Source organism: Candidatus Pelagibacter sp. Uisw_127, from assembly GCF_047722515.1.
Taxonomy (GTDB): domain Bacteria; phylum Pseudomonadota; class Alphaproteobacteria; order Pelagibacterales; family Pelagibacteraceae; genus Pelagibacter.
Map to the genome: position 1 here is coordinate 884,005 of NZ_CP159815.1, position 26,215 is coordinate 910,219.

22 protein-coding genes and 1 riboswitch are annotated in these 26,215 nt (G+C 29.9%); of the genes, 8 read left to right on the plus strand and 14 right to left on the minus strand.

Translation table 11 applies throughout. From position 1 onward, the window contains the following. Positions 1-3: 3 nt before the first annotated feature. Genes ABXT65_RS04900 through ABXT65_RS04915 form a run of 4 tightly spaced genes read right to left on the minus strand, consistent with a single transcriptional unit; the run spans position 4 to position 4,041 of the window. On the minus strand, positions 4-1,221 hold the full coding sequence (locus tag ABXT65_RS04900) for an aminopeptidase P family protein (protein WP_415322684.1): 1,218 nt from the start codon (positions 1,219-1,221) through the stop codon (positions 4-6). A gap of 5 nt (positions 1,222-1,226) precedes the next feature. Beyond that, positions 1,227-2,132 (minus strand): DMT family transporter, encoded by a 906-nt coding sequence (locus ABXT65_RS04905; RefSeq protein ID WP_415322686.1) that lies wholly within the window; start codon positions 2,130-2,132, stop codon positions 1,227-1,229. 48 nt (positions 2,133-2,180) lie between these two features. Continuing rightward, entirely contained in the window at positions 2,181-3,428 is a 1,248-nt protein-coding gene (locus ABXT65_RS04910; protein ID WP_415322687.1) for a molybdopterin molybdotransferase MoeA, read from the minus strand. Position 3,429: 1 nt separating this feature from the next. Further along, on the minus strand, positions 3,430-4,041 hold the full coding sequence (locus tag ABXT65_RS04915; protein WP_415322689.1) for a molybdenum cofactor guanylyltransferase: 612 nt from the start codon (positions 4,039-4,041) through the stop codon (positions 3,430-3,432). Positions 4,042-4,084: 43 nt separating this feature from the next. On the opposite strand from ABXT65_RS04915, the gene ABXT65_RS04920 reads away from it, so the two are divergent. The 6 genes from ABXT65_RS04920 to ABXT65_RS04945 are packed head-to-tail and all read left to right on the plus strand — an operon-like array spanning position 4,085 to position 11,806. Further along, positions 4,085-4,495: an iron-sulfur cluster assembly scaffold protein gene (locus tag ABXT65_RS04920; RefSeq protein WP_415322691.1), complete on the plus strand. Its 411-nt coding sequence runs from the start codon at positions 4,085-4,087 to the stop codon at positions 4,493-4,495. Positions 4,496-4,525: 30 nt separating this feature from the next. Continuing rightward, positions 4,526-5,011: an HPP family protein gene (locus tag ABXT65_RS04925; protein WP_415322693.1), complete on the plus strand. Its 486-nt coding sequence runs from the start codon at positions 4,526-4,528 to the stop codon at positions 5,009-5,011. 45 nt (positions 5,012-5,056) lie between these two features. Next, positions 5,057-5,908 carry a formate dehydrogenase accessory sulfurtransferase FdhD gene (fdhD, locus tag ABXT65_RS04930; protein WP_415322695.1) on the plus strand — a complete coding sequence of 284 codons (852 nt, stop codon included), beginning with the start codon at positions 5,057-5,059 and terminating at the stop codon, positions 5,906-5,908. A gap of 11 nt (positions 5,909-5,919) precedes the next feature. Further along, positions 5,920-7,578, plus strand: coding sequence for an NADH-ubiquinone oxidoreductase-F iron-sulfur binding region domain-containing protein (locus ABXT65_RS04935; protein ID WP_415322697.1), 1,659 nt, complete (start codon positions 5,920-5,922; stop codon positions 7,576-7,578). After that, a complete protein-coding gene (gene fdhF, locus ABXT65_RS04940) occupies positions 7,578-10,346 on the plus strand; it encodes a formate dehydrogenase subunit alpha (protein WP_415322699.1) in 2,769 nt (922 codons plus the stop codon). The genes ABXT65_RS04935 and fdhF overlap by 1 nt, the downstream gene beginning before the upstream one ends. An 8-nt stretch (positions 10,347-10,354) precedes the next feature. Beyond that, positions 10,355-11,806: a protein adenylyltransferase SelO gene (locus tag ABXT65_RS04945; protein WP_415322701.1), complete on the plus strand. Its 1,452-nt coding sequence runs from the start codon at positions 10,355-10,357 to the stop codon at positions 11,804-11,806. A 4-nt stretch (positions 11,807-11,810) separates the two neighbouring features. Here the strand turns inward: ABXT65_RS04945 and ABXT65_RS04950 are convergent, their stop codons facing one another. Then, entirely contained in the window at positions 11,811-12,914 is a 1,104-nt protein-coding gene (locus ABXT65_RS04950) for an NAD(P)/FAD-dependent oxidoreductase (protein ID WP_415322703.1), read from the minus strand. A 2-nt stretch (positions 12,915-12,916) separates the two neighbouring features. Next, complete coding sequence (locus ABXT65_RS04955; RefSeq protein WP_415322705.1) at positions 12,917-13,384, minus strand: TspO/MBR family protein; 468 nt, start codon at positions 13,382-13,384, stop codon at positions 12,917-12,919. A gap of 21 nt (positions 13,385-13,405) precedes the next feature. On the opposite strand from ABXT65_RS04955, the gene ABXT65_RS04960 reads away from it, so the two are divergent. After that, positions 13,406-14,167, plus strand: a complete 762-nt coding sequence (locus ABXT65_RS04960) for an SDR family NAD(P)-dependent oxidoreductase (RefSeq protein ID WP_415322706.1) — start codon at positions 13,406-13,408, stop codon at positions 14,165-14,167. Here ABXT65_RS04960 and ABXT65_RS04965 read toward each other — a convergent pair. The 3 genes from ABXT65_RS04965 to putA all read right to left on the minus strand — a co-directional run bounded on the left by ABXT65_RS04965 (position 14,164) and on the right by putA (position 19,060). After that, positions 14,164-14,712 (minus strand): DUF3833 domain-containing protein, encoded by a 549-nt coding sequence (locus ABXT65_RS04965; protein ID WP_415294666.1) that lies wholly within the window; start codon positions 14,710-14,712, stop codon positions 14,164-14,166. The genes ABXT65_RS04960 and ABXT65_RS04965 overlap by 4 nt on opposite strands. A gap of 13 nt (positions 14,713-14,725) precedes the next feature. Next, complete coding sequence (locus ABXT65_RS04970) at positions 14,726-15,904, minus strand: class I SAM-dependent methyltransferase (protein ID WP_415322708.1); 1,179 nt, start codon at positions 15,902-15,904, stop codon at positions 14,726-14,728. A 120-nt stretch (positions 15,905-16,024) separates the two neighbouring features. Next, positions 16,025-19,060 (minus strand): bifunctional proline dehydrogenase/L-glutamate gamma-semialdehyde dehydrogenase PutA, encoded by a 3,036-nt coding sequence (putA, locus tag ABXT65_RS04975; RefSeq protein ID WP_415322710.1) that lies wholly within the window; start codon positions 19,058-19,060, stop codon positions 16,025-16,027. Between the two features lie 153 nt (positions 19,061-19,213). Here putA and ABXT65_RS04980 point away from each other — a divergent pair, with 153 nt between their 5' ends. Beyond that, complete coding sequence (locus tag ABXT65_RS04980) at positions 19,214-19,651, plus strand: Lrp/AsnC family transcriptional regulator (RefSeq protein ID WP_415322712.1); 438 nt, start codon at positions 19,214-19,216, stop codon at positions 19,649-19,651. 32 nt (positions 19,652-19,683) lie between these two features. On the opposite strand, the gene ABXT65_RS04985 is transcribed toward ABXT65_RS04980, so the two are convergent. Genes ABXT65_RS04985 through gcvT form a run of 5 tightly spaced genes read right to left on the minus strand, consistent with a single transcriptional unit; the run spans position 19,684 to position 26,043 of the window. Further along, complete coding sequence (locus tag ABXT65_RS04985) at positions 19,684-20,451, minus strand: DUF1365 domain-containing protein (protein WP_415322714.1); 768 nt, start codon at positions 20,449-20,451, stop codon at positions 19,684-19,686. Then, positions 20,444-21,688 carry an NAD(P)/FAD-dependent oxidoreductase gene (locus ABXT65_RS04990; protein ID WP_415322716.1) on the minus strand — a complete coding sequence of 415 codons (1,245 nt, stop codon included), beginning with the start codon at positions 21,686-21,688 and terminating at the stop codon, positions 20,444-20,446. The genes ABXT65_RS04985 and ABXT65_RS04990 overlap by 8 nt, the downstream gene beginning before the upstream one ends. A gap of 12 nt (positions 21,689-21,700) precedes the next feature. Then, the gene (gene gcvP, locus ABXT65_RS04995) at positions 21,701-24,559 is read right to left on the minus strand and encodes an aminomethyl-transferring glycine dehydrogenase (RefSeq protein WP_415322717.1); all 2,859 of its coding nucleotides are present in this window, start codon (positions 24,557-24,559) and stop codon (positions 21,701-21,703) included. After that, positions 24,560-24,940, minus strand: a complete 381-nt coding sequence (gene gcvH / locus ABXT65_RS05000; RefSeq protein ID WP_415322719.1) for a glycine cleavage system protein GcvH — start codon at positions 24,938-24,940, stop codon at positions 24,560-24,562. It lies immediately after the preceding gene. Then, a complete protein-coding gene (gcvT, locus tag ABXT65_RS05005; RefSeq protein WP_415322721.1) occupies positions 24,937-26,043 on the minus strand; it encodes a glycine cleavage system aminomethyltransferase GcvT in 1,107 nt (368 codons plus the stop codon). The genes gcvH and gcvT overlap by 4 nt, the downstream gene beginning before the upstream one ends. A 77-nt stretch (positions 26,044-26,120) precedes the next feature. Then, positions 26,121-26,210, minus strand: a riboswitch (glycine riboswitch). Between the last annotated feature and the right edge of the window lie 5 nt (positions 26,211-26,215).

Consider the following 26,215-nt stretch of genomic DNA (forward strand, 5'->3'; position numbering starts at 1 on the left):
AATTTATGATTTAATAATATTATGTTCTGGGCCAAAAGGAAACTTAGTAATATTTTCAGCATTATCTTTTCCTATAACTAGGATATCATGCTCTCTATATCCGCCAGCTCCTGGTTTTCCATCAGGTATCATGATCATAGGCTCCATAGAAACAACCATATTCTCTTCCAAGACAGTGTCTATGTCCTCTCGTAATTCTAATCCAGCTTCTCTTCCATAGAAATGAGATAGGACACCAAAAGAATGGCCATAACCAAATGTTCGGTAATGAAGGTAGCCAAGCTCAGCAAAGAGCTCATTCAACTCATGGCAGATAGCAGAACATTTTACACCTGGTTTAATTAACTCTAGTCCTTTTTTATGAACTTTAACATTTGCTTCCCACGCTTTTAAAGAAGCGTCATCAATTTTATCTACAAAAAGAGTTCTCTCTAGAGCTGTGTAGTATCCTGAAATCATAGGAAAGGTATTTAAAGAAAGAATATCTCCTGATTTTAATTTTCTGTTAGTTTTTGGATTATGTGCTCCATCTGTATTCAATCCTGATTGAAACCAAACCCAAGTATCCATATATTCCGCATCAGGATAAGTTTTTGCAATTTCACGTTCCATCTTGTCTCTACCTGCTATTGCAATTTCAAGCTCACTTTCTCCAACTTTAATATGATTTACTATTTCTTCACCTCCAAGATCGGCTATTCTTGCACCATTTTTAATAATCTCTATTTCTTCAGCAGATTTAATCATTCTAAGCTGCATTAAATCTTTTGATACATCGCTAAAGACTGAGAATGTAAAAATAGAGGTTAGTTTTTCTTTAATGTCTAGAGTTACATGATCATTTTCAATGCCGATATTTTTTGGTGGTTCATCTCGTCCTATAATTGAAACTATTGCTTTTAAAAAGTTATCTCTTTTCCAATCTGTAAAGATTACGTTATCACAGTGCGATCTTCTCCAAGGTTGACTAGCATCGATGTTTGCTGAAATTGTAGAAATTTTGTGTGCAGTTACAATGCAACCATAAGGTCTTCCAAAAGAACAATAGATAAAGCCTGTATAGTAAGCAATATTGTGCATTGATGTTAAAATAATCATATCTAGATTATTTTTACTCATTACGGTTCTTAAATTAATTAATCGTCTTTGATATTCTTGGTCTGTAAAAGGAAGTTTTGCCTTGTCGCCGTTTTTTAAAATAAAAAAATCTGGTCTCTGCATTTTAATTAATTCAGAGCAATAAATCTTCTGTTGGTTTTAATTGTAAGACTATAATAAATAATAGACATAAATAGAAAGAAGCCACCTATTATTGTATTTGTAGAAGGGATTTCATTAATACCCAACAAAGGTACCCATACCCAAAAAATACCACCAATTACTTCCGTCAATGAAAGTAAAGTAAGTTCTGCCGCTGGTATAGCTTTTGAACCTATAGAATATAAAATTAAACCCATGCAAACTAACGTTCCATGTATAGAAAATAAGGCACCATTGTAACTTGAAGATAAAAAAACCATATCATTAGTTAAAATAACAATTGTTGCAACTGTAATACAAAAAAAACCCGCGAAAGCAACTGTCGTAAATTTTGGTGTTTCTTTTCTCCATCTTAATGTAACTGAAAAGACAGAAAAACCAATTGATGAAACCATTCCAAATACAAGACCCAATAAAGAAGTTTTTTGTGTATTACCTAACGCAATAATTACTATTCCAATAGCTGCAATGAAGATAGCTATCCAAACATTAATAGATATTCTTTCTTTTAAAAATAAAAAACCTAACAATGCAGTAAAAAAAGGCATTGCTGCCAAACAAAGCAAAGTAATAGCTGCACTTGTATTGGTAATTGAATATATGAATGTGATCATTGCAATACCTAGTCCAGTTCCACCAATTATACCCGAAATTCCAATTTTTAAATAATTCTTATAAAAATCTTTTCCTTCCTCAAAGAAAAGGTAAAGATTTAAAATCAAAAAAATTGTAAGGCCGCGTGCAAAAATATATTGCCATGGAACTAAATTTGGCTCATTCATATACCTAACAACTAAAGGTCCAAAGGACCATATAAGACCAGCCAATAAAACTACTGGAATTGCAATTTTTTCATTTTTTAGCTCAATCATAATTTGATATTTAATGGTAATTATTTAGCACTACAATAAAAATGAGGTCTATTTAAAGATATTAATATTTGAGCCAATGGGAGAGTAACAATCAATTAACTCCCCTTTTTTGAATATAGATTGTCCATCTTTGAATAGACCCCATACATTTGACACTACAAATGATTTAATTCTGAAAGATTCTTGACCTTTTAAAACCTGTAATTCTATTTTTCCATCATTAGTTGAAGTTAATTTTGCTTTTAAAAATCTAATAATCTTTTTACTCTTAAAATAACCATTTTTTAATTTAGCTTTAAATGGTTTTTCAGCCTTAACCCCTAGAATATTAAGCAGATAAGGGTAAACAAAAAACCTAAAGCAGGCAGATGAAGAAATAGGATTACCAGGTAACCCAAAAATAGCTTTGTCAGTTTTCTTAAATTTTGCAAACAATACTGGTTTACCAGGCCTAATCGAGACACCTTTAAAAAAATTAGATAAACTAAATTGTTTAATTATATATGGAACAAAATCATGTTTACCAGCAGATACAGCGCCAGACGTAATTATAATATCTATTTTAGATTTAAAACTTTTTTCTATTTTTTTTTGAAAAAGTCTAGCATCCTTATCTCTTAAAATTCCACCATCTATAAAGTTAAATAAAAAATTACTAGATAGAGATTTTATATAATAGCTATTAGAGTTTCTTACTTTCCAATTAGCAATATTTTTATTATTAGAAATTTCATTTCCTGTTGAAAAAAATAAAATATTGGGCTTCTTTTTAACTTTGATATTTACTATCCCTAATGTTTTAAAGGCTAATATATGAGAAGGTTGAATTATGGTTCCTTTTTTAATTATCAAATCTCTTTTTTTATAATCTGATCCAGCATATCTGATGTGTTGGTTATCTTTTATTTTTTCATCAATTAAGATAAATTTTCTATTTTTATTAAAAACGATTTTTTCTATTGGAATTATAGTATCAAAATTTTTAGGTATAAGTGCGCCTGTCATTACCTCGACAGCTTCGAACTTATTCATTTTTTTTAATGACGGATTATCTCCTGCAGATATAGTCTTTAAAATTTTAAAGTTTTGTGAATTATTTTTATTTAACTTACTTGTATCTTTAGAATTAATAGCAAAACCATCAAATGCAGCATTAGTTCCTGCTGGATAATTTACAGTTGAATAGATATCTAATGCATTAATCCTATTTGATGACTTTGATGAATTGATAATTTCATCTTTAATATTTATCTTTGATTTTATTAAGATTTTCTTAGCTTCTTTATAAGTAATCATTTTAATTTTTTTTTAGTATTTTTTTTGCTTCTTCTAAATCTTCTTTGGTATTTATATTAAAAAAAGGATCAAATTTTTTAGGCTCAATATCAATCGTTTTTACCCCTATTTTATTTGCCCAATCCTCTACTTTTCTAAAATTATTATTAATCAAATCATTTTCAAGTGGTTTTAATAATTCAATTGACCATAGGCCAAAAATATTGTGCCTTTTGTTGTTTGACTTAACAAAATACAACAGGCTATCTTTTATTTTAATTCTTTTTTGGTATTCATCAATAATTGATGTTTCAAAAAAAGGTGTGTCTGATGGGAATGTTGCAATCCACTGATATGATTTTTGATTTTCTTTAACCCATTTCATTGCACTCAAAACTCCTGCTAATGGTCCAAAGTCATCAAAACAATCAGGAATTATTGTTACATTTTTTATTTTTTTTGTATCTATGCTATGGCTTGAGACAATAAGTATCTCCTCATATCTATTGCTAATTTTTAATAAAACGTGCTCTAACAATGTTTTATCACCAAGTTTTGTCTGGTTTTTATCTTCACCAAATCTCTTTGACTTTCCACCTGCTAGCACAACAGCTAAAATATTGTTATGTTCCATAAATCAAAATATAAAACATTAATCTCTTAATTAAAGAATTATAATGGACTTAGAAATTTTAGAAATTGCATCTAATACCGAAAACCACAAAGTGGTTAAGAATCATACACATCAATTAAAGAACAAAAACCCATTATGCGGTGATGAAATGGAAATTAGCTTGCTAGTCAAAGACAATATAGTTCAAGATATGGGGTATCAGTGTAGATCATGTGTTTACTGTCAAGCTTCTGTAAGTTTACTTTCGAGATGGGTTATGCAAGTTCCGATAGAAAAAATTTCAGATTTTGTCTTAAATGCAGAACTTTTATTTGATAAAAATTTTGATCAATTGAAAAAAATTAATATAAAAGATTTAAAAGATTTTAAAAAAATAATGAATCCAGAAAATATTTCTAGAAAAGAATGTTTATTACTTCCTTTTAAAACTATTTCAAAAGCCCTAAAGCTTTAAAAATAACACTAACAATATAAATAAAAGATTATGATAGATACAATAAAAGAAAACTTTAACAGAGCTCTATATGCTTTAATATTTTCAATAATCACAATTGGTACCCTTTCATTCTTAAGTTTTGAAACTCCCTATGGGTTATTTTTAGCTGGATCATTTGGATCTTCTATGGTTCTACTTTTTGGGTATCCTGAAAGTCCTTTTGCTCAACCCAAAAATGTTTTTTTTGGACACTTAGTAACATCTATAGTTGGCGTAATAATTTTAAAATTTCTACCAATTGATCAATTTTTACAAATAGCTATTGCTGTAGGTCTTGGTATTTTTGTAATGATACTACTTGGTGTAACTCACCCACCAGCAGGAGGAAATCCTATTGTTATAATACTTGGTGCAGTTTCATATGATTTTTTATTAAACCCGATTATTTTTGGTTCTATAATAATAATTGTTTATGCGGTTATTCTAAATCGTTTCATATTAAAGAAAAACTACCCAAGTAGTTGGAAAAGCTAATCTTTTCGTTGTTTCAAATTTAGCCAGTTTAAATATACTAGCTAAATGAATTCTAATTATAAAGTCATAAAATTTAGATCTAATAACTCGAAAGAGTTTAATGATCTAATATCTATTGAAGAACCACTTCAAATAATACTTAAATATAAACATAAAGAAAATTGGATAGAAAATACTATATCCATTACGATGAGAACGCCTGGAGATGATGAGAATTTAGTTACTGGCTTTCTTTTTAATGAAAGAGTAATTGAAAAAATTAGCCATATAGAAAATATTGAAGCTAGTGGTGAGGCTGTTGGGCAATATAAATTACAAAATAAAGTTATTATTACAATAAATAATTCTGAGAATATAGATATTGATAAAATTAAAAGAAATTTTTTGACTAATTCCTCATGTGGGGTGTGCGGGAAAACATCTCTTGAATCTCTAGAAATTATTAAGAAAGATAAAATATTAAAATCTATCCCTAAAATATCTCATGAAATTATAATGAAATCTCCAGATATATTAAGACAAAACCAATCTGAGTTTTCAAAGACAGGTGGCATTCATGCTAGTGGGTTATTTAATGCAAATGGAGAAATTATTGCCTTAAAAGAAGATGTAGGACGACATAATGCTTTAGACAAACTAATTGGATTTGTCTTAAAAGAAAATTTACTTGATAATAGTTCTCAATTTCTAACCTGCTCTGGAAGGCTAAACTTTGATCTTGTGCAAAAGGCTCTAATGGCGAATATAGGTGTCTTAATTGGTGTAGGTGCGCCAACCAGTCTCGCTATAGATTTAGCTAATAAGTTTGACATGACATTAGTTGGTTTTGTAAAAGGGGATAGCTTTAATATTTATAGTAATAATGAGAGAATTATAATAAAAAATTTAAAATTTTAACAGGGTAAATAGTGTCAAAAAATATAAGTAACTTATCAGGCAGAATTGGTTTAAAAAAAAATCTATTCGAGAAAATCTCTGAAAGATCTCTAAACTCTGAAGATGCAAGTGGCATTCAAGAGATAGCTAATGAATATAATATGGGTGTATCCACTATTCATGGTGCTGAGAGTTTTTATGAATTTTTAAGACCGGCTCACAGAGCCAAAAAGGCCTTTGTTTGTAACGGAAGTGCTTGCATGTGTTCTGGAACACAAGAGCCTTTAAAGAAAAAATTAAAAGAAAAATTGGGTGATGACAAAGTTGGTGAAATGTTTTGTCTTGGTCACTGTTATGAAAATAAAGCCTTTCATTATGATGGTGAAAACTATGCCGGCAATGATATCAATAAAATTGATGAGATAATCAAAGGAGAAAAAATTATACAGGAAAAATTTTTCTCAAAAAGTTTTGCTTCAACAAGTTTTTTAATGGATGATAAACTTTCAAATTTAGATCAATTTAAAGATACTTTAAGTAAGTTTATTAATACTGATAAGCAAGAAATTATAAAATCATTACTAGATTCAAATTTAACAGGTAGAGGTGGTGCCGGCTTTCCAGCAGGAATGAAATGGGATTTTTGTAGAAAAGCTCCCTCTGAAAAAAAATATGTTATATGCAATGCGGATGAAGGTGACTCGGGTGCCTTCTCTGATAGATATTTATTAGAAGATCAACCATTAAAAGTTTTATTTGGAATGATTATTTGTGGATATGTTATTGGAAGTGATGAAGGTGTTTTATATATAAGAGGTGAATATCCAAAATCTATTGAAGCAATAAATGGTGCTATCAATTCTTTAAAAAAAGCAGGGTTGCTTGGTGAAAATATTTTAGGAACTAAATTTTCTTTTGATTTGAATATTTGTATTGGGCAAGGTGCTTATATTTGTGGAGAAGAAACAGCATTGATTGCATCAATTGAAGGTAGAAGAGCTGAAGTAGATGTTAGACCTCCCTTCCCTGTTACTGAAGGTCTTTACAAGAAACCAACTGTTGTAAATAACGTTGAAACATTAGCCGCTGCTACAGGAATATTGATTAATGGAGCTGATAAGTTTTCTGCAATTGGAAATAAAAAATCTGCTGGAACCAAATTAGTCTGCTTTGATAGTTTTTTCAACAATCCAGGTGTTTATGAAGTTGAAATGGGAACACCAATGAAAAAAGTTTTAAATGATATTGGTGGTGGTTTTAAAGAGCCTATTAAAGCATTACAAATTGGAGGTCCATTAGGAGGTGTAATTCCTATTACCGAGGTTGAAAAATTAAATTTAGATTTTCAAGAATTTACTGCTGCTGGTTTTATGTTGGGACACGCAAGTATAGTAAGTATTCCAAAAGACTTTCCTATGGTTGAATATATTCATCATTTATTTGAGTTTTCTGCTGAAGAATCGTGTGGAAAATGCTTTCCCGGTAGACTTGGTTCTTACAGAGGTAAAGAAATGTTTGATCAAGCAAAGAATAAAACTGCTAAAATTCCATTAAAATTACTGAATGAGCTACTTGTGACTATGCAAAAAGGCTGTTTATGTGCTTTGTGTGGAGCAATTCCTACTCCTATCATGAATATATTAAAATATTTTGGTGATGAAATGAAGGATGATATGGTGAAAGATAATTAATGAGCTCAGAAAAAAGAAAAATCGCATACATAGATGGTAAACCATATGAAATTGGTCCAAACCATACCTCTGTTTTAAATTTTGTAAAAAGTTATTTAGGTGAAAAAAAAGTTCCTACACTTTGTGATGATCCAAATTTAGCCCCTTATGGTGCTTGTAGAGTTTGTTCTGTAGAAGTGGCTCTAGTAAAAGATGGTCCAACTAAAGTTGTAGCATCATGCCATACACCAGTTGCTGAAAACCAATATATTTTTACTAACAACGAAAGTTTAACAGAGTTAAGAAAAAATATTGTCGAACTAGTTTTAACAGACCACCCAATGGAATGTGATACTTGTGAAGTAAATAATAATTGTGAACTTCAAGATGTTGCAAATGATTTGGGTATATCAGATCATAGATATAACAGTCCAAAACAACATAAAGGTATTAAGAAAGATACTTCTCATGATTATATGAGAATGAATTTGGATAACTGTATTAACTGTGGAAGATGTGTTCGTGCTTGTGACGAAATTCAAGGATCTTTTGTTTTAACAATGAGTGGTAGAGGATTTGAATCTAAAATCACAACAGATAATGATGCATTATTTGGAGACTCGTCTTGTGTATCTTGTGGTGCTTGTGCACACACATGTCCAACAGATGCTATCTCTGATGTTTTTCAATCAAAATCTGTTGCTGTAGATGAAAAAGTTAGAACTACTTGTTCTTATTGTGGAGTGGGATGTAATTTGGAAGCATCAATCAAAGATAATAAAGTTGTTGCAATTTCTACCCCTAAAGAATCTGAGGTTAATGCAGGTCACACTTGTATTAAAGGAAGATATGCTTTTGGATTTTATGATCACCCTGACAGATTAAAAACTCCTTTAATTAAAAGAAATGGTAAATTTGAAGAAGCATCATGGGACGAAGCATATGACTTTATTAAAAAAGAATTAAATAGAATTACAAAAGAAAGTGGACCAGACGCAGTTGCAGGTATTTCTTCTGCAAGATGTACTAATGAAGAAAATTATGTTTTCCAAAAAATGATTAGAGCAGTAATAGGAACTAACAATATTGATTGCTGTGCAAGAATTTGTCACTCACCAACTGCTTGGGGAATGCAACAAACTTTTGGAACTGGTGCCGCAACGAATTCTACAGAAGATATTTATTATGCTGATTTATTTATGGTTATTGGAGCAAATCCAACAAATGCTCACCCAGTTACTGGAGCAAAAATAAAACAACAAGTAATGAAGGGTAAAAAATTAATAGTACTAGATCCCATTACTACGGAGCTAGCTAAACTAGCTGATTATCACATTAAACTTAGACCAGGAACTAATGTGGCTGTTTTGAACATGATGTTGCATTTTATAATGAAAGCAAATCTTTATGATAAAGACTTTGTTAGAGATAGAACTGAAGGTTTTGCAAATTTCATTAAAGAAATCGAGAGACAAGATATGGATCAACTAGCCAAAGTTGCAGGTGTTGATAAACAATTAGTTAAAGAAGCTGCAATTGCTTATGCAACAGCTAAAAACTCTATGGAATTCCATGGTTTAGGTGTTACAGAGCAAGAACAAGGCTCTAAAACAGTAATGTTAATTGCTGACCTTGCAATGATTACAGGTAATATTGGTAGAAGAGGTGTTGGTGTTAACCCATTAAGAGGACAAAATAATGTTCAAGGAGCTGCTGATATGGGCTGTCAACCTCACCAAGGAGCTGGATACTTTGAGGTTGCAGACAAAAAAAATCAAGATTTTTATACTGAAAAGTATGGAGTAATTCACCCAACAAAAGCAGGATTAAAAATTCCTGAAATGTTTGATGGGGCAATTAATAAAGATGTTAAAGCTGTCTGGATTATTGGAGAAGATATTGTTCAAACAGATCCTAACAGTGCACATGTTGTTGATGCAATGAACTCATTAGAATTATTAGTAGTTCAAGAAATTTTTATGAGTGAAACAGCAAAACTTGCAACGGTAGTATTGCCTGGAACAACTTTCTTAGAAAAAAATGGAACTTTTACTAATACAGAAAGAAGAATTCAAAGAGTCAATCGAGCTGTACCTCCTTTGCCTGGTACTAAAACTGATGGAACAATTGTGACAGACATGATGCAAAAATTAGGCTTTGATCAACCTGAATATGACGCTGATCAAGTTCTAGCAGAAATAGCTGATGTTGTTCCTTTCTTTAAAGGGGTAACAAGAGAGAGACTTGGTAAAATGGGATTACAATGGCCAGTTCAAGAAGATGGAACAGATACACAAATTTTGCATAAAGAAACTTTCAAACTTGGAAAAGGACGTCTTAAAAATTTTGACTGGAAAGAATCTACAGAAATAGAAACAAATAAAAAAGAATACCCATTAATTTTAACAACTAGTAGAGTTCTACAACACTACAATGCTGCTACGATGACAAGACGTACAAGTAATATCAATATAGTTTCTGAAGATTTATTATTAGTTCACCCAAATGATGCCAACAAAAGAGAGTTAAATACAGGTGACATAGGAAGACTTTATTCTGGACGAGGGGAAGTTGCCCTAAAAGTAGAGGTTACAGATAAAGTTAAAGAAGGCATAGTATTCACAACATTCCATTTTCCAGAACATATGGTCAATATGGTAACGGGTCATGGTAAAGATGAAGAAACAATGTGTGCTGAATACAAAGTTTCAGCAGTAGAAGTTCAAAAAATCTCAAATCAATTTAAAACTGAAATTAAACCAAAAGAAAATCAAGCAGAAGTTAACTAAGCGATAAAATGACAATTGGTTGGCATTTCGACAATAGTTATTCAAGATTACCAAAAATATTTAAAGAAGATATCAACCCTGTTGCTGTAAACTCACCAGAAATATTAATATTAAATAAAGATCTAGCAAATGAATTAAATCTAGATTTTTCAAATATTAATGATGACGATTTATCAAAAATTTTTTCAGGAAATATGTTGCCTGAAGGATCTAACTCTATAGCACAAGCCTACGCCGGTCACCAATTTGGTCATTTTACAATGCTTGGTGATGGAAGAGCTGTTTTGATTGGTGAACATCTTACCAAAAGTAATGAGCGATTTGATATACAATTTAAAGGTTCAGGTAGAACTCCATTCTCACGAGGTGGTGATGGTAGGGCTGTTTTAGGCCCAATGTTGAGAGAATATATAATAAGTGAAGCAATGCATTTTTTAAAAATACCTACCACTAGAAGTTTAGCAGTGGTTAAAACTGGTGAAGATGTGATTAGAGAGCAAATTTCGAAAGGTGCAATTCTTACAAGGGTAGCCTTAGGGCATATAAGGGTTGGAACATTTCAATACATTGCTGCAAAACAAAATATTAGTGATTTAGAAATCTTAATTAATTACACAATTGAAAAATACTACCCCAATATAAAATCATCAAAGAATAAAGCATTAGACTTACTGAATGTTTTAATCGAAAAACAAACCCAACTTGTAATTGGCTGGATGCGTGTTGGTTTTATTCATGGAGTTATGAATACTGATAATATGTCTATATCCGCTGAAACAATAGATTATGGTCCGTGTGCGTTTATGGATGCTTATGATCCTAAAACAGTTTTTAGTTCAATAGATCAATTAGGTAGATACGCCTATGATAATCAACCAAAAATTACCAAATGGAATTTAACAAGGTTTGCTGAATGTCTCATTCCTCTTATTAGTAAAAATGAAGATGAAGCGATTAAATTAGCCACAGAAGCTTTAGATAAATTTGAACAAAATTATGAAACAAAATGGTTAAATATGATGAGAGATAAACTTGGATTATATGGTGAAGATAAAGAAGATAAAAATTTAATTATGGAATTATTAAATTGGATGCAGAAAAATAAAGTAGACTATACAAATACCTTTATTTTTTTGATGAATAAGACAATTAAAAATTCTGAAGTTTATGATAATGAAAACTTTGATTTATGGAAAATTAAATGGGTAAAAAGATTAGCAATGTTTGCTAATACCTATGATAAATCTATGGAGTTAATGAATTCTTCTAACCCAATGGTAATACCTCGTAACCATAAAGTTGAAGAAGCTTTAACATTAGCAAGTAATGGTGATTTAATATTGTTTAATAGGTTAATAAAAATATTAAAAAATCCTTATTTATTTAATAGCGATGATTTAGAATTTATGTCACCTGCTCCACACAGCGATAAGAAATATCAAACTTTTTGTGGAACATAATACGTTATAACACATAAGGTTCTGGTCTAGCTTCTTTACTAAATATTCTTTCAACATTAAAGGCGCTTACATCTATAGTTTGATAAGAACCTGTTGTTATAAGTTCTGTCAAAGCTCTGCCAATGCCAGGTGCTTGTTGTAATCCTCTTCCTGTGAAACCCGAAGCCATATATACATTTTCGTATTTAGGATGCTTACCAACAATAGCATTACTGTCTAGTTGGTTATGATCATAAAATCCTGCCCAAGCACCAGTTAATTTAAGCTCTTCAAACATTGGAATTCTTTTTGCTAAAGCTGGCCATACCAACTCTTCAAAGTCATCCCAAGCAGGTTCAAGATTTGTTGCATCAAAAGTAGATTTTGGAGAACCAGCTAAATATTCTTTGCCCTCTGGCCTCCAATAAACACCAGTTGTTAAATCAGCAGATAAAGGCATTTCAGATATATATGTTGGGCACTTAACTCTGAAAACGGTGTGTTTTTGTGGAATAACAGGAATATCGTTTAATATTTTTTTAGTCCAACAACCTGCGGCAGAAATAATTATCTTAGCATTAATTTCTGATATTTCTTTTATTTCTCCCTTAATAAATTCAGCCCCAAGTTCTGTGGCCTTGCTTTTTAAAGCACCGTGAAACATGAAAGGGTCAATCCAACCCTCACTTTTATCATCTGTATAAGTGGCAGTTTCTATACCTTCATCGTTAATGTAAGAAAAAACCTTGGATAATTCTGAACCTTTTATATTTTTTGTTCCAGCACCACACTCTTTATGGTTTTCTAACGCTCTATACTGTTCCTCTGCATGCTCAGGTCCAAACATTAATAAGTAACCATTTGGTACCATACTAGCTGTAGGATTAGGATTTTTTTTAGTTTTGAGTAATTCTGGTATTTGAAAAATAAAATCTCTTGCAAATTTACCTAACAAAATATTTTCTTTTTGGAAAAATTGTCTCCTAAAGCCACCCAAGGATAAGGGGAATGAGGCTTCTTTGTACGATGGATCTTTTTCTATAACTTTAACTTTTCGACCTTCTTTAGATAAAAAATAAGCTGTTGCAACTCCAATGATACCACCGCCAATTATTACAACATCGTCCATAATTAATTTAAAATAAATAAACTTAAGTTAAGAATTAATGCGTAAAAACACCAAAGTAAATAAGGAATCATTAAATAATAACTTACTAAAGTTATTTTCTTAAATCTTTCCATTAATAAAACTATTAAAGCTATTAAAATAATTAAAACTAGTAATGCTAAGAAAATTTTATGAAAAACAAAAAATACTATACTCCAAGTTGTATTAAAAATTAAATGAACGATATAAATATAAATCGTATCTATGTCTCTTTTTTTAGTATGCCAAAAAGACCATATAGCGATAGTCATCATTAAATATAGTGTTGTCCAAACAGGTGCAAATATCCAGCTTGGTGGATTATATGATGGCTTTATCAATAATGAATACCAAGGCTCTTTAAATCCAATAGTTGCAATGCCTCCAATAACAGATGCTGAGTAAGTTATTATTGCAAATAATAAAAAAGATAAAAATTTGTTTTTTAACATAATCATATTATACATTACTAAATGAATGATAAAAAAGTAATTTGGATCACTGGTGCAAGTAGTGGAATTGGTAGGTCTTTAGCTCTAAAATTTGCTAAAGAAGGATGGACAGTTGCTGCCTCAGCTAGACGAGAAAACTTATTACAGGAGTTGCATACTGAGAATGAAAATATCCATTCATTTCCTTTAGATGTTACAAATACAGAGCAATGTAAAGCTGTCTTCAATAATATTGTAAAAAAATTTGAAAATATTGAAATTTGTGTATTTGGCACTGGGATACATGATCCAAAATCTGAAAAAAATTTTAACTTAGATAAAATAAGAAAAATTATGGAAGTAAATTACTTTGGTACAATGAATTCTATCAACTCAATTTATGAATATTATAATAATAAAAAAGGTGGTCAAATATCTATAATTTCTTCTGTTGCTGGTTATAGAGGGTTACCTGCAGCTGGAGGTTATTGTGCATCAAAGTCTGCACTTACAAGTTTTACAGAAAGTTTACATTTTGAAATGAAAAGAGTAAACGTGCGTGTTTCCCTGATAAGCCCCGGGTTCATTAAAACACCAATGACTGACCAGAATGATTTTCCTATGCCCATGATAAAGTCACCAGAATTTGCTGCAGAACAAATCTATATTGGTTTAATCAAGAATAAGGGATTTGAAATCCATTTTCCAAAAGCTTTTACCTTTATAATGAAAACTCTAAGAATACTTCCAAGTAGCTGGTATTTTAAGATAGTTGAAAAAGGTATGAAAAAAATTGACTACTAATTTTTCTTAAAGAATACCGTCAACTCACCCACTTTAAATCCAAATTTTGTTAATGTAGCTCTATTGATAGCAACCTCCTCATCTTGTTTAAAAATCCAATCATCAAATGAAACTTTAATATTCTTTCCTTTAAAAGGGACCATTAAATCATATTCAAATTTAAAGGCAGATCCATATTGAAACCCTTTAGCAGTTCCTACAACATCAGGTGCAGATCCTTCATAGTAATTTTGATCAATTTTTTTGATTTTCCATATTCGGTTTTGTTTTTCACCATCTGTCCAATAGAAATCTTCTTTAAGAGTTAAGATATCACCCTCAAAACTACCAAACATATCAGCTTTAAATTGTCTAGTTACCTTGCCACTTCGATCTTGTAATAGACCCCATGCTTTAACAGGACCTTCAAAGTATTTCTCTATAGTCATTGACGGTTCTGTATTTTTAAAATCTGTTGGTTTCATAGAGTTATTGTTTATACAACTTGCCGTAAAGAATAAAGCAATTATTAATACTGTTAATTTAAATGTCTTAAAGTTTATCATGTCTCTCCTGTTGTTATTTATTTTGTAATGAAAATTGAATTAGATCTATATTTTTTGATTTAAAACCAGCCTCACAATACGAAAGATAAAATTCCCACATTCTTTTAAATGTTAAATCAAAACCTTGCTCTTTAATCAAATCCCACTTTTTATTAAATATCTCTCTCCAAATAATCAAAGTATCAGAGTAATGATCGGCATATGAATTGTATTCATCAAATTTTAAACCATTAGTATCAACATAATTTTGTAATTCATTTCTAGAAGGTAAAAAACCTCCAGGAAAAATATATTTTTGGATAAAGTCCTGTTTATTTTTATATCTATCAAATAAACTATCATCGATAGTTATAGCTTGAATACCCACTGTGCCTGATGAAGTTAGATTATTCTTGATTGTGTTAAAATAGCTATCTAAATAGTTTTGTCCTACCGCCTCTATCATTTCTATAGACGCTATATGATCATATTTACTCTTTAAATCCCTATAATCTTTTATTTCAATATTTACTTTTTCATTAAGTCCACATTTATGAATTCTTTCTTTTGCAAATTCAAATTGCTTTTTTGAAATGGTAATACAATCTAATTTAACATCGTAATTAGTGCCCAGGTATTCTGCAAATCCACCCCAACCACAACCAATTTCTAAAATTTTACTTCCATTTGTTGGTTTTAAAAGATCAATCAATTTTTGGTATTTATTATTCTGAGCATTGAAAAGATCTTGCTTAGGGTTCTCAAATATAGCGCTGGAATAGGTTAAGGTTTTATCAAGCCATAAAGAAAAGAAGTCATTTCCTAAATCATAGTGTTTTGCGATGTTTTCTTTGCTTCGGTTTTTGGTATTTTTTATAATTTTATTTTTTAAAAAATTAATGAATGGTAAATCAAAAATACCTGAAAATTTATAAATAATATTTATATTTTTTGCAGTTAACTCAATTAAATCAGATAGGTTATTTGTTATAAAAAAATCTTTCATATAAGATTCACCTAATCCAACACTACCACTTTTAATCAGATTATAATTAAGGCTTTCATCTTTAATCTCTAAGAAAACTTTTAAATTGTCATCTGGATTACCAAATTTTAAAACTTCTCCATTAACTTTTTTAATTTCAAGAAAACCATGCTTAATATTTTTTAATGCATTGAATACGATTGAATCTGAAATTTTATAAATTAACATTAATTCTTATTATATTTTTTAATTTTTACTTAAACGGAAACTTAATTCTTTTTATTTGAAAATTAAATGACGCAAAATTGCAGATAAAGTAAGAGGTTTAAGGTAATTTATTAGTAAAGTTTAGTCATCAACTTCAGCCAATAAGGATGCATTACCACCCATAGCTGCTGTGTTATTTGATATACTTTGCTCATAACATAGTCTTTTCAGGTATTCAGGGCCCCCTGCCTTAGGTCCTGTTCCAGATTTTTCAAAACCGCCAAATGGCTGTACACCAACAACGGCTCCAATCATATTTCTATTAATATAAATGTTTCCAACTTCTGCTTTGGAAACGATTTTATCAATAGTTTTATCTATTCTACTATGGATACCTAATGTTAAACCAAAACCTAAATCGTTAATGTCATCAATTAATTCATTTAATTCTGAAGCTTTATATTTAACAATATGTACTACAGGACCAAAAACTTCATTTTTTAAATCACTTAATTTTTTTATTTCTATTAAAGTTGGTGGAATGAAATATCCTAAATCATTTTGAAAATTTGTTTGATAAACATTATCAAAATTATCAATATGTTTTTTTATACTATTGTAAGCCTCCTCATCAATTACTGGTCCAATATCTGTTGAAAGTTTTTCTGGGTTTCCAATATCTTGAGTATTCATTGCACCAATTAATGTTTCTTTAATTTTTTTGTATACATTTTCTTCTACGCATAAAATTCTACAAGCTGAACATCTTTGTCCAGCACTATCAAATCCCGAATTCACAACATCTTTAACAACATGCTCTGGTAAAGCTGAGCTATCAACAATCATACAATTTAAACCACCTGTTTCTGCAATAAAATTAGTAATACTCTCTTGTTTTTGTAAGTTTGATTGGATAATTTTTGCTGTATTTAGAGAGCCAGTAAATAAAACATTTCTAAGTTTTTTATCATTAATAACTTTGTTGGAAATTAATGCACCATCACCCAAGATCAAGGCAATTGAATTTTTAGGTAATCCTGCTTTTAATAAAAGTTTAATTATAAAATATGCTGCATAAGAAGATTGTTCTGCAGGTTTCGTTAAAACAACATTACCAGTAATTAGTGCAGCTATTGTTTGTCCTACAAAAATTGCTATAGGAAAATTCCATGGACTAATTACTAAAGTTAATCCCTTTCCTATTAACCTATATCTATTAAGTTCACCTGTTGGACCTTTAAGAATTTGTTCTTTAAATATTAGGTTTGCTTCCTTAGAATAGTACCTGCAAAAATCAACAGCCTCTCTAATTTCAGCTATAGAATTTTTAATACTTTTGCCAGATTCTTGTGCACATATTTCAATTATTTCCTTAAAATTTTCTTCAATTAAATTGGCAAAATTTAAAATAATTTCTGATTTTTTTTTAATTGGAAAATTTTTCCAAGATATAGAATAATCTTTTAGGCTATTAATTGCTTCATCTACAATTTGATCTGTAGCAAAATATTTTGAACCTAATAAGGTAAAATCACTTGGTGAAATAATATCTAATTTTTTATCAGATTTTTTGTCTTTGCCATTTATAATTGAAAATGCATTTATATTATTTAGTTTTTTTATAACGTTATAATTATTAATCACAGATTCTTCACTTATATCCAGACCTTTTGAATTATCTCTATTGCCCATAATGTTCATTGGTAAAGGAATTTTATCTGTTTTTAACTTATCTAGCTTCAAAAGTGGTGATTGAATCAATTTATCAATATCAAAATTTTTGGATTTTAACTGATGAATAAAAGATGTATTCGCACCATTTTCTAATAATCTTCTAACTAAATATGGCAATAAATCCTTATAGCCTCCTACCGGAGCATATACTCTACATTTAAAATCAGGTTTATTTTCTAAAAATGAATATATTTCATCACCCATCCCATGTAATTTTTGGAATTCAAAATTTGTATTTTCAAAAAGAGTATGAATATAAGAAATACTATGTGCATTATGAGTGGCAAATTGTGAAAAGATATTTTTGTTTACTAATAGTTTATGTGCGCAAGCTAGATAAGATATGTCTGTCGCAAATTTTTTTGTAAAAACAGGATAGTTTTTAAAACCTTCTTCTTGAGCAATTTTGATTTCTGTATCCCAATATGCACCTTTGACTAATCTAATATTAATTTTTTTATCAACACTATGTAAATAATCATTGAGCCAATCTAATAAGAAAAATGTTCTTTTTTGATATGCTTGAATAGCAAATCCAAAACCATGATAAACATTGTCAATTAATTTGCTTTCAATAATATCTTTAAACATGAAAAGTGATAAATTTAATCTATCAGCTTCCTCAGCATCAATACAAATATCTACTTTATTTTCTCTACCTAATTCCACAAGTCTAAAAATTTTTGGTAATAGTTCTTTTTTTAGTAAATCAATTTTGTTTCTTTCGTATCTTGGGTGTAATGATGATAGCTTAATTGAAATACTTTTCTTATGTGGATTTAAACTTTTTCCTGTTTGTAAAATAGCTTCTTCATATTGACTGTAATATCTTTCTGAATCTTCATAAGTTACTGCTGCTTCACCAAGCATATCAAATGAAAAAGTGTATTTATCATTTTTTTTATTATCACTTTGTTTAATTGCTTTTTTTATATCTCTCTCAAATACAAATTGTTTAGCTAAAATATTTATTGCTTGTTTAATGGCATTTCTTAATAGTGGTCCGGATAGATTTTTAACCATCTTGACTAAAATATTTTTATTTTCTTGAGGTTTTTCTTCTACTATTTTTCCTGTTAACAAAAATGCTATAGAAGAAATGTTTACAAAAATATCATTTTCATTCTTTATGTGTTTATTCCAATCTCCAATGGGAATTTTATCTTCAATTAAATCATTTATAGTTGCGGCATCAGGTATTCTAAGTAATGCTTCTGCTAAGCACATTAAAACAACACCTTCGTTACTAGTCAATGAAAACTCATGTATTAATTTAGCAAATGAGCTTATTTCTTTATAATTTATTGCGCTGTCTATGATTTGACGTGAAAAGTTATCAATTTTACTGTGATTAATTTCTGAAAAGTTTCCAATTGTTTTTATTAAATGATTATTAACCAATGAAGCTTGGTCAGTATATTTGTGTTTGAATATATGATTCATAATAAATAACTTTGCTGATAAACAACTAGAAAATTAGACTAAAATGACTAAAAATAATTACTGTATTAATGAAAATAGTAGAATTAATTGCTTATAAATATATTTGAAATAGTAAATAATATGGTGTATTAAAAATTATTGGTAAATTTTACTATGATAGATAAAATAGATAAACAGTTAATCACACTACTGGCAAAAAATGCACAAACTACACTTAGTGAGCTAGCAAAAGCTGTTAACCTATCAATTTCACCATGCCAAAGTAGAATCAAAAAATTAGAACAACAAGAATATATTCTTGGCTATCATGCTCACATAAATTTTAAAAAGTTAGAAAAGGCACACATAGCCTTCGTTCAAATTTCTTTATCAGATACGCGAGCTAAAGCACTAGATCAATTTAATTCTGAGGTAAGAAAATTAGAAGCAGTTGAACAATGCCATATGATTGCAGGAAACTTTGATTATTTATTAAAAGTTAGAACTAACAATATAAACGCATATCGTTTATTATTATCTGAAAAAATATCCTCATTACCTAATGTTGCATCTACTTCTACATTTGTTTCCATGGAAAGTGTAAAAGAATAGTCTGTAAAATATCTTTAATTTAGTAATTCAAATTAATTTTCAATAGAAATATTGTTTTTAACTTTAATTTTTTTTTTTATAAATTTAATTCCTTTTGTCCATAGTTTAAATGCCTCAAAATGTATTGCGATAATAATCTTAAATGTCATCAATGGATGTCTTAAATAAACTTTCATAAGGTTGTAATTATTTAATTCGCTTTTAATACCATCTTGTGAAGCATATAATATTTTGCCAACTGGATCATTCAAGTCAATTATTAGAGATATTTTATTACCAGGTTTCAACAGCCTAAAAAAATAAATGCAATTCATTTCAATAAATGGAGATACATGAAATTTTTTCTTACACACATGTTGAATTAGATTTTGGTCTTTTTCAGTTTTAAAAACATAAACATGTTGTTCACCAAATGTGTTCTTAACTTCATATAATATTGATATTAAATCAGAATTTTTGTCATATACATAAAAAACACTTAAAGGATTAAATACATATCCAAATATTCTTGGATAGCATAAAAGTTTTATTTTAATATCGTCACTTTCAATATTATTTTTCTTTAAATTATTAATCACCCAATTTCTAAGAGAGCTACCATCTCTTGCTCCATGGTCCTTATCAAAAAAACTAATAATATTTAATTTATTATATGAGAATATCTTTAAGGTTTTGTGTAATAGGTTTATTTCTGATAAATCTATAAGTAGTGAAAATACTCTGTAATTAAAGCTATGAATTTTGGGCTTAAACCTTTTATGAATTACATTTCCTGTGTAAATATAAGAATTTTTAATCATTAAGTGTTTTTAGCATATCAATAGACGACTTTATTCCATCCTCATGAAAACCATAACCAAAATAGCTGCCACAAAATAAAATATTTTTTTTATTTTGAATTTTATATAGATTACTTTGATTGGTTAATGCTTCTGTATCGTAATAAGGGTGAGTAAATGCTACTTTTTTAAATATCTTATTATTTGGAATTTCTTTAAATGGATTTATCGTTAAAAAAATATCTCTATCTATCTTCAAATTTTGAAGCTGATTTATCCAATATGTTACAGCTGTCTTTTCATTATTAGCTGAATCCATTGAAGAATTCCAAGCACACCATGCTTTTTTATTTTTAGGCATAATACTTTCATCAAAATGTATTACTGCCGTGTTGGCTCTATATTTAAATTTCTTTAATATTGACTCTTCGTCTAGTGTTGGGTTGTCAATTATCTTTAATGCTTCATCTGCGTGGGTTGCTATTACTACTTTATCATAATTAAAGAACTCATTTTCCTCACCATAAAAAATCTTAACACCCAAATCATTTCTGGCAATTTTATTTATATTGTAATTCTTAAAATGTTCACCACTAACTTGGTCTATTATCTTATCAACATAAGTTTTGCTTCGATTTGCAACCGTAAACCATTGAGGTCTATCTTTAATTTTAAATAGGCCATGATTCTTGAAAAAACTTAAAAAAAAAGATAATGGCATTTGTGTTGCTTCAAAAGGTGGCATCGACCATATGGCAGATACCATTGGTATAATATGATAATTAATAAAATAATCTGAAATTTTTATTTCTTTTAAATATTCTCCTAATGTTATTGATTTAATTTTTTTAATTTCTATTTTTTCACAGTTTTTATAAAAACTTAAAATTTCAAAAAACATTTTTATGAATTTTAAATTAAATAAGTTTTTTTTATTGGAAAAAATTCCACCTAATCCTTTTCCACAATATTCTAAGCCACTATTTTCTATAGTAACAGAAAATGACATATCACTTTTTTCAATCTCTATTTTATTTTCTAGAAAAAAATTAATTAAATTTGGATATGTTTGCTTATTAAAAACCATAAATCCAATATCTATTGGAATTTCTTTATTAGGTTTGTAAGCAACCTTTATCGTATTTGCATGACCACCAAACTGATTTTCTTTTTCAAATAAATCAACTTTATGTTTTTTGGATAGGTAATAAGCAGCACTCAATCCTGATATACCCGCACCTACTACAGCAATTTTCATCTTGGTAAATATCTAAGCTGCTGTATCCTCATATTCTTCCATAGATGGACATGTGCAAAACAAGTTTTTATCTCCATAAACATTATCAACTCTACCAACTGGAGGCCAATATTTATTTGTTCTTAAAAACTCTGAAGGATAAGCGGCCTCTTCTCTTTCATACTTATGATCCCACTTATTGGATGTTAATTCAACGTGAGTATGTGGCGCATTCTTCAATGGGTTGTCAATCTTGTCATATTCGCCAGACTGAATTTTATTTATCTCTTGTTTTATCTTTATAAGCGTGGAGCAAAACTTATCAATTTCACTCAAACTTTCACTTTCTGTAGGCTCAATCATCATTGTACCAGCAACTGGCCAGGACATTGTTGGAGCATGATAGCCAAAATCAATCAATCGCTTTGCAATATCTTCTTCCGTAATCCCTGTTTCACTTTTTATTGTTCTAATATCAATGATACATTCATGAGCTACATTGCCACTTTTACCCTTATACAAAATTGGAAAAGAGTCTTTTAATTTATGTGCAATGTAATTTGCATTTAGTATTGCTACTTGTGATGCTTTTCTTAAGCCTTCAGAGCCCATCATCTTTATATACATCCATGAAATTGATAAAATACTTGAGCTGCCCCAAGGTGCTGCAGATACTGCTCCCATTCCAGTCACTGGGCCACAATCTTTAATCACAGAATGCTTTGGTAAAAATATTTCTAAATGCTTTTTACATGCTATTGGTCCCATGCCAGGTCCTCCACCACCGTGTGGTATACAAAATGTTTTATGTAAATTTATATGACAAACATCTGGTCCAAAATTACCTGGTTTTGCAATTCCGACTAACGCATTTAAGTTTGCTCCATCCATATAAACTTGTCCACCATGATTATGAATTAATTCACAAATATCAGTTATTTTTTCCTCAAAAACGCCATGTGTTGATGGGTAAGTAACCATAAGAGCAGCTAAATTTTCTGAATGTTCTTCAGCTTTATTTTTTAAATCTTCATAGTCTACGTTTCCATACTGATCACATTTCACAACAACCACTTTCATACCAACCATTTGGGCACTTGCCGGATTTGTACCATGTGCAGAGCTTGGAATTAAACAAACATTACGATTTGTTTCATTATTTTTTTCATGAAATTTACGTATTACCATTAAACCAGCAAACTCACCTTGAGCTCCAGCATTTGGTTGCAATGAAACTCCAGAAAACCCAGTAATTGATCTTAACCAGTTTTTTAAATCTGTAAATAACTCCCTATAACCATCCATTTGTTCTACAGGAGAAAAAGGATGTGGCTGTGAAAATTCTTTCCAGGTAACTGGTATCATTTCTGAAACTGCATTAAGTTTCATAGTGCACGAGCCCAAAGCAATCATAGATTTATTTAAGGCAATATCTGAGTCTTCTAATTTTTTTAAATATCTAAGCATTTCAGTTTCTGAATGGTAACTATTAAAAACTGGATGATCTAAATAAGTAGAAGTTCTTAACAGATTTTTAGGAATATTAGATAAACTTTCATTCATAGATTCTTTAATTGTTTCTGAGCAATTAAAAATTTTTAATAACTGATTTGCTCTATAAAGATTTTTTCTTTCATCAAAAGACACTGCTAACATTTCAGAATTTACTTTTCTGATATTTACTCCTTGATCTAAAGCATTTTTGTATATCTTCTCTGTTTTATCTAGAGTTTTTATTGTTACCGTATCAAAAAAATCATTTGAATAAAGTTCATAACCAGATTGTTTTAGTTTATCTGCAAAATTTTTAGTTAATTGAGAGACACTTTCTGCAATTTTTTTTATACCCTGTGGACCGTGATAAACTGCATAAGCTGCAGAGACTATTGCTAATAATGCTTGTGCAGTACAAATATTACTCGTGGCTTTATCTCTTCTTATATGTTGTTCTCTTGTTTGTAGGGCAAGTCTGTATGCTTTTTTTCCATGTCTATCTACTGAAACACCTACTATTCTTCCTGGCATTGATCTTTTGTACTCATCTTTCGTAGCAAAAAATGCTGCGTGTGGACCACCGTAACCCATTGGAATTCCAAAACGTTGTGAACTACCAACTGCAATATCAGCACCTAACTCAGCAGGTGTTTTTAGTTTAGCAAGTGCTAACAAATCACATGCAAGAACTGCTTTTCCATTATGTTTATGTATTTTACTAATAGCCTCACTTGGGTCTTTTATATCTCCAAGGGTGCCCGGATATTGAATAATACCACATATAATATCTTCTTTAATATCTTTATCCTCATCACCAACTATTATTTCTAGACCTAAAGGTTCAGCTCTTGTTTTAATAACATCGATAGTTTGAGGGTGACAATTTTTTGAAACAAAAACTTTTTTAGATTCAGACTTAGATATTCTATAACTCAATCCCATAGCTTCTGCTGCGGCTGTTCCTTCATCTAAGAGAGAGGCATTAGCAATGTCCATTCCCGTAAAGTCAATTATCATTTGTTGAAAATTTAATAACATTTCCAATCTTCCTTGTGCAACTTCTGGCTGGTAGGGAGTATAAGAAGTGTACCATCCTGGATTTTCTAATATATTTCTAAGTATTACGTACGGAGTATATGTTCCATAATAACCCATTCCTATAAAGCTTGAATAAACTTCATTTTTTTTTGCAATATTTTTTAATTTTCTAAGTGCTTTATATTCAGAGTTTGGATCTCCAATATCTAAATCATCTTTAAGAAGAATTTTTTCTGGTACAGTGTCTTTTATTAAATCATCAAGACTTTGATAGCCTAATTCTTTAAGCATAACATTTTGTTCATCAACGGATGGACCTATATGTCTTTGTATAAAATCTTTTTGAGCATTTTTTAACATTTAACTACCACTTTCTTTTGAAAATTTTTCGTATTCTTCTTTATTCATTAATGAATCCATTTCAGACTTATCAGTAATTTTTAATTTAAAAAACCATGCTTCATTTTCTGGATCACTATTAACCTTTGCAGGATCATCAACAATTGCCTGGTTGTTTTCGATAATTTCTCCAGATACAGGAGTATAAATATCACTTGCAGCTTTTGTAGATTCTACAACTCCTGCATTACCATCTTTAACAACAGAGGATCCTATTTCTGGTAACTCTACAAACACAATATCTCCTAGCATTTCGGTTGCATGTTGTGTAATTCCTATAACAGCAGTATCTCCATCTAATTTTATCCACTCATGTTCTTTTGAATATTTTACTTCACTCATTTGCTAGCTCCTTTCACATAACTTTTTTTATAAAATGGCAAATTACTTATAATTGCCGGATATTTTTTTCCTCTCACTTCTAAAAAAACCTTAGTATCAATTTTAGAAAATGAATTTTCTATATAACCCATGGCGACTGGGGCCTGAACACTCGGTCCGAAAGTTCCACTTGTAATTTCTCCAATATTTTTATCATCTTCACTAAATATTGAAGTTTTTTCTCTAGCTATAATTCTTCCTTCTGGCTTAATACCTACACGGATCTTGCTTACCCCTTTCTCGATTTGAGATTTAATTTTTTTACATCCAATAAATCCACCCTCAAGAATTCTATTTTTTGATATTGCCCATTTTAAATTGGCTTCTATTGGGCTTTTATTGATATCCATGTCATGACCATACAAACAAAGCCCCGCCTCTAATCTCAAAGTATCTCTGGCACCTAGCCCAATTAAACTGGCCCCTTCATCTATGAGTTTTTGCACAAACACTTCTGATGCATCATTTTTTATCGATATCTCAAATCCATCTTCACCTGTATAGCCTGATCTTGTGATATAAATATTTTCTTTAAGATAATTAAATGTATCACCATTCATAAATTTTAAATCTGACACTCCATTGATTATCTTTTCTAATATTTGGACTGCTTTTGGTCCCTGTATTGCTATAAGAGATAGCTCTTCACTTAAAATCATTTCATACTTATCTTCTAACAATTTAGATAAAAGTTCAAAATCTGTGTTCTTACAAGCAGCATTTAATACAATGTTAAAACCGCCTTCAACTTTTGTAATAATTAAATCATCATAAATTCCTGCTTCTTCATTCATTAAAAAACTATATTTTGACTGATTTAACTTAGCGTTACTCAATTCAGCTGGAAAAATTCTTTCAAGACTTTTTGCTAATGTGTCGTCTCCTTTAATGAATAGCTGACCCATATGTGACACGTCAAAAATACCTGCATTTTCTCTTGTACTTTTATGTTCCTCAATAATTCCTTTAGAATATTGAATTGGCATTTGATAACCAGCAAATGGAACAAACTTAGCTCCATGCTTTAGATGTAAATTGTAAAGTGCAGTTTTTAAATTTTCCATATTAACTCACTGTACCCATCTGTATGTTTGCCTGAGAGTTTTATTCCGTCGGCGAGAACTTAATCTCTTTCCAGAGTTAATATGTTACGGTCCTTTTGCCTGAGAGATTCCTGGGTGGTTGCTCCTTCGGCGCTACGATAGTTTGTAGTCTCTCCCGTATTGGAGAATAATC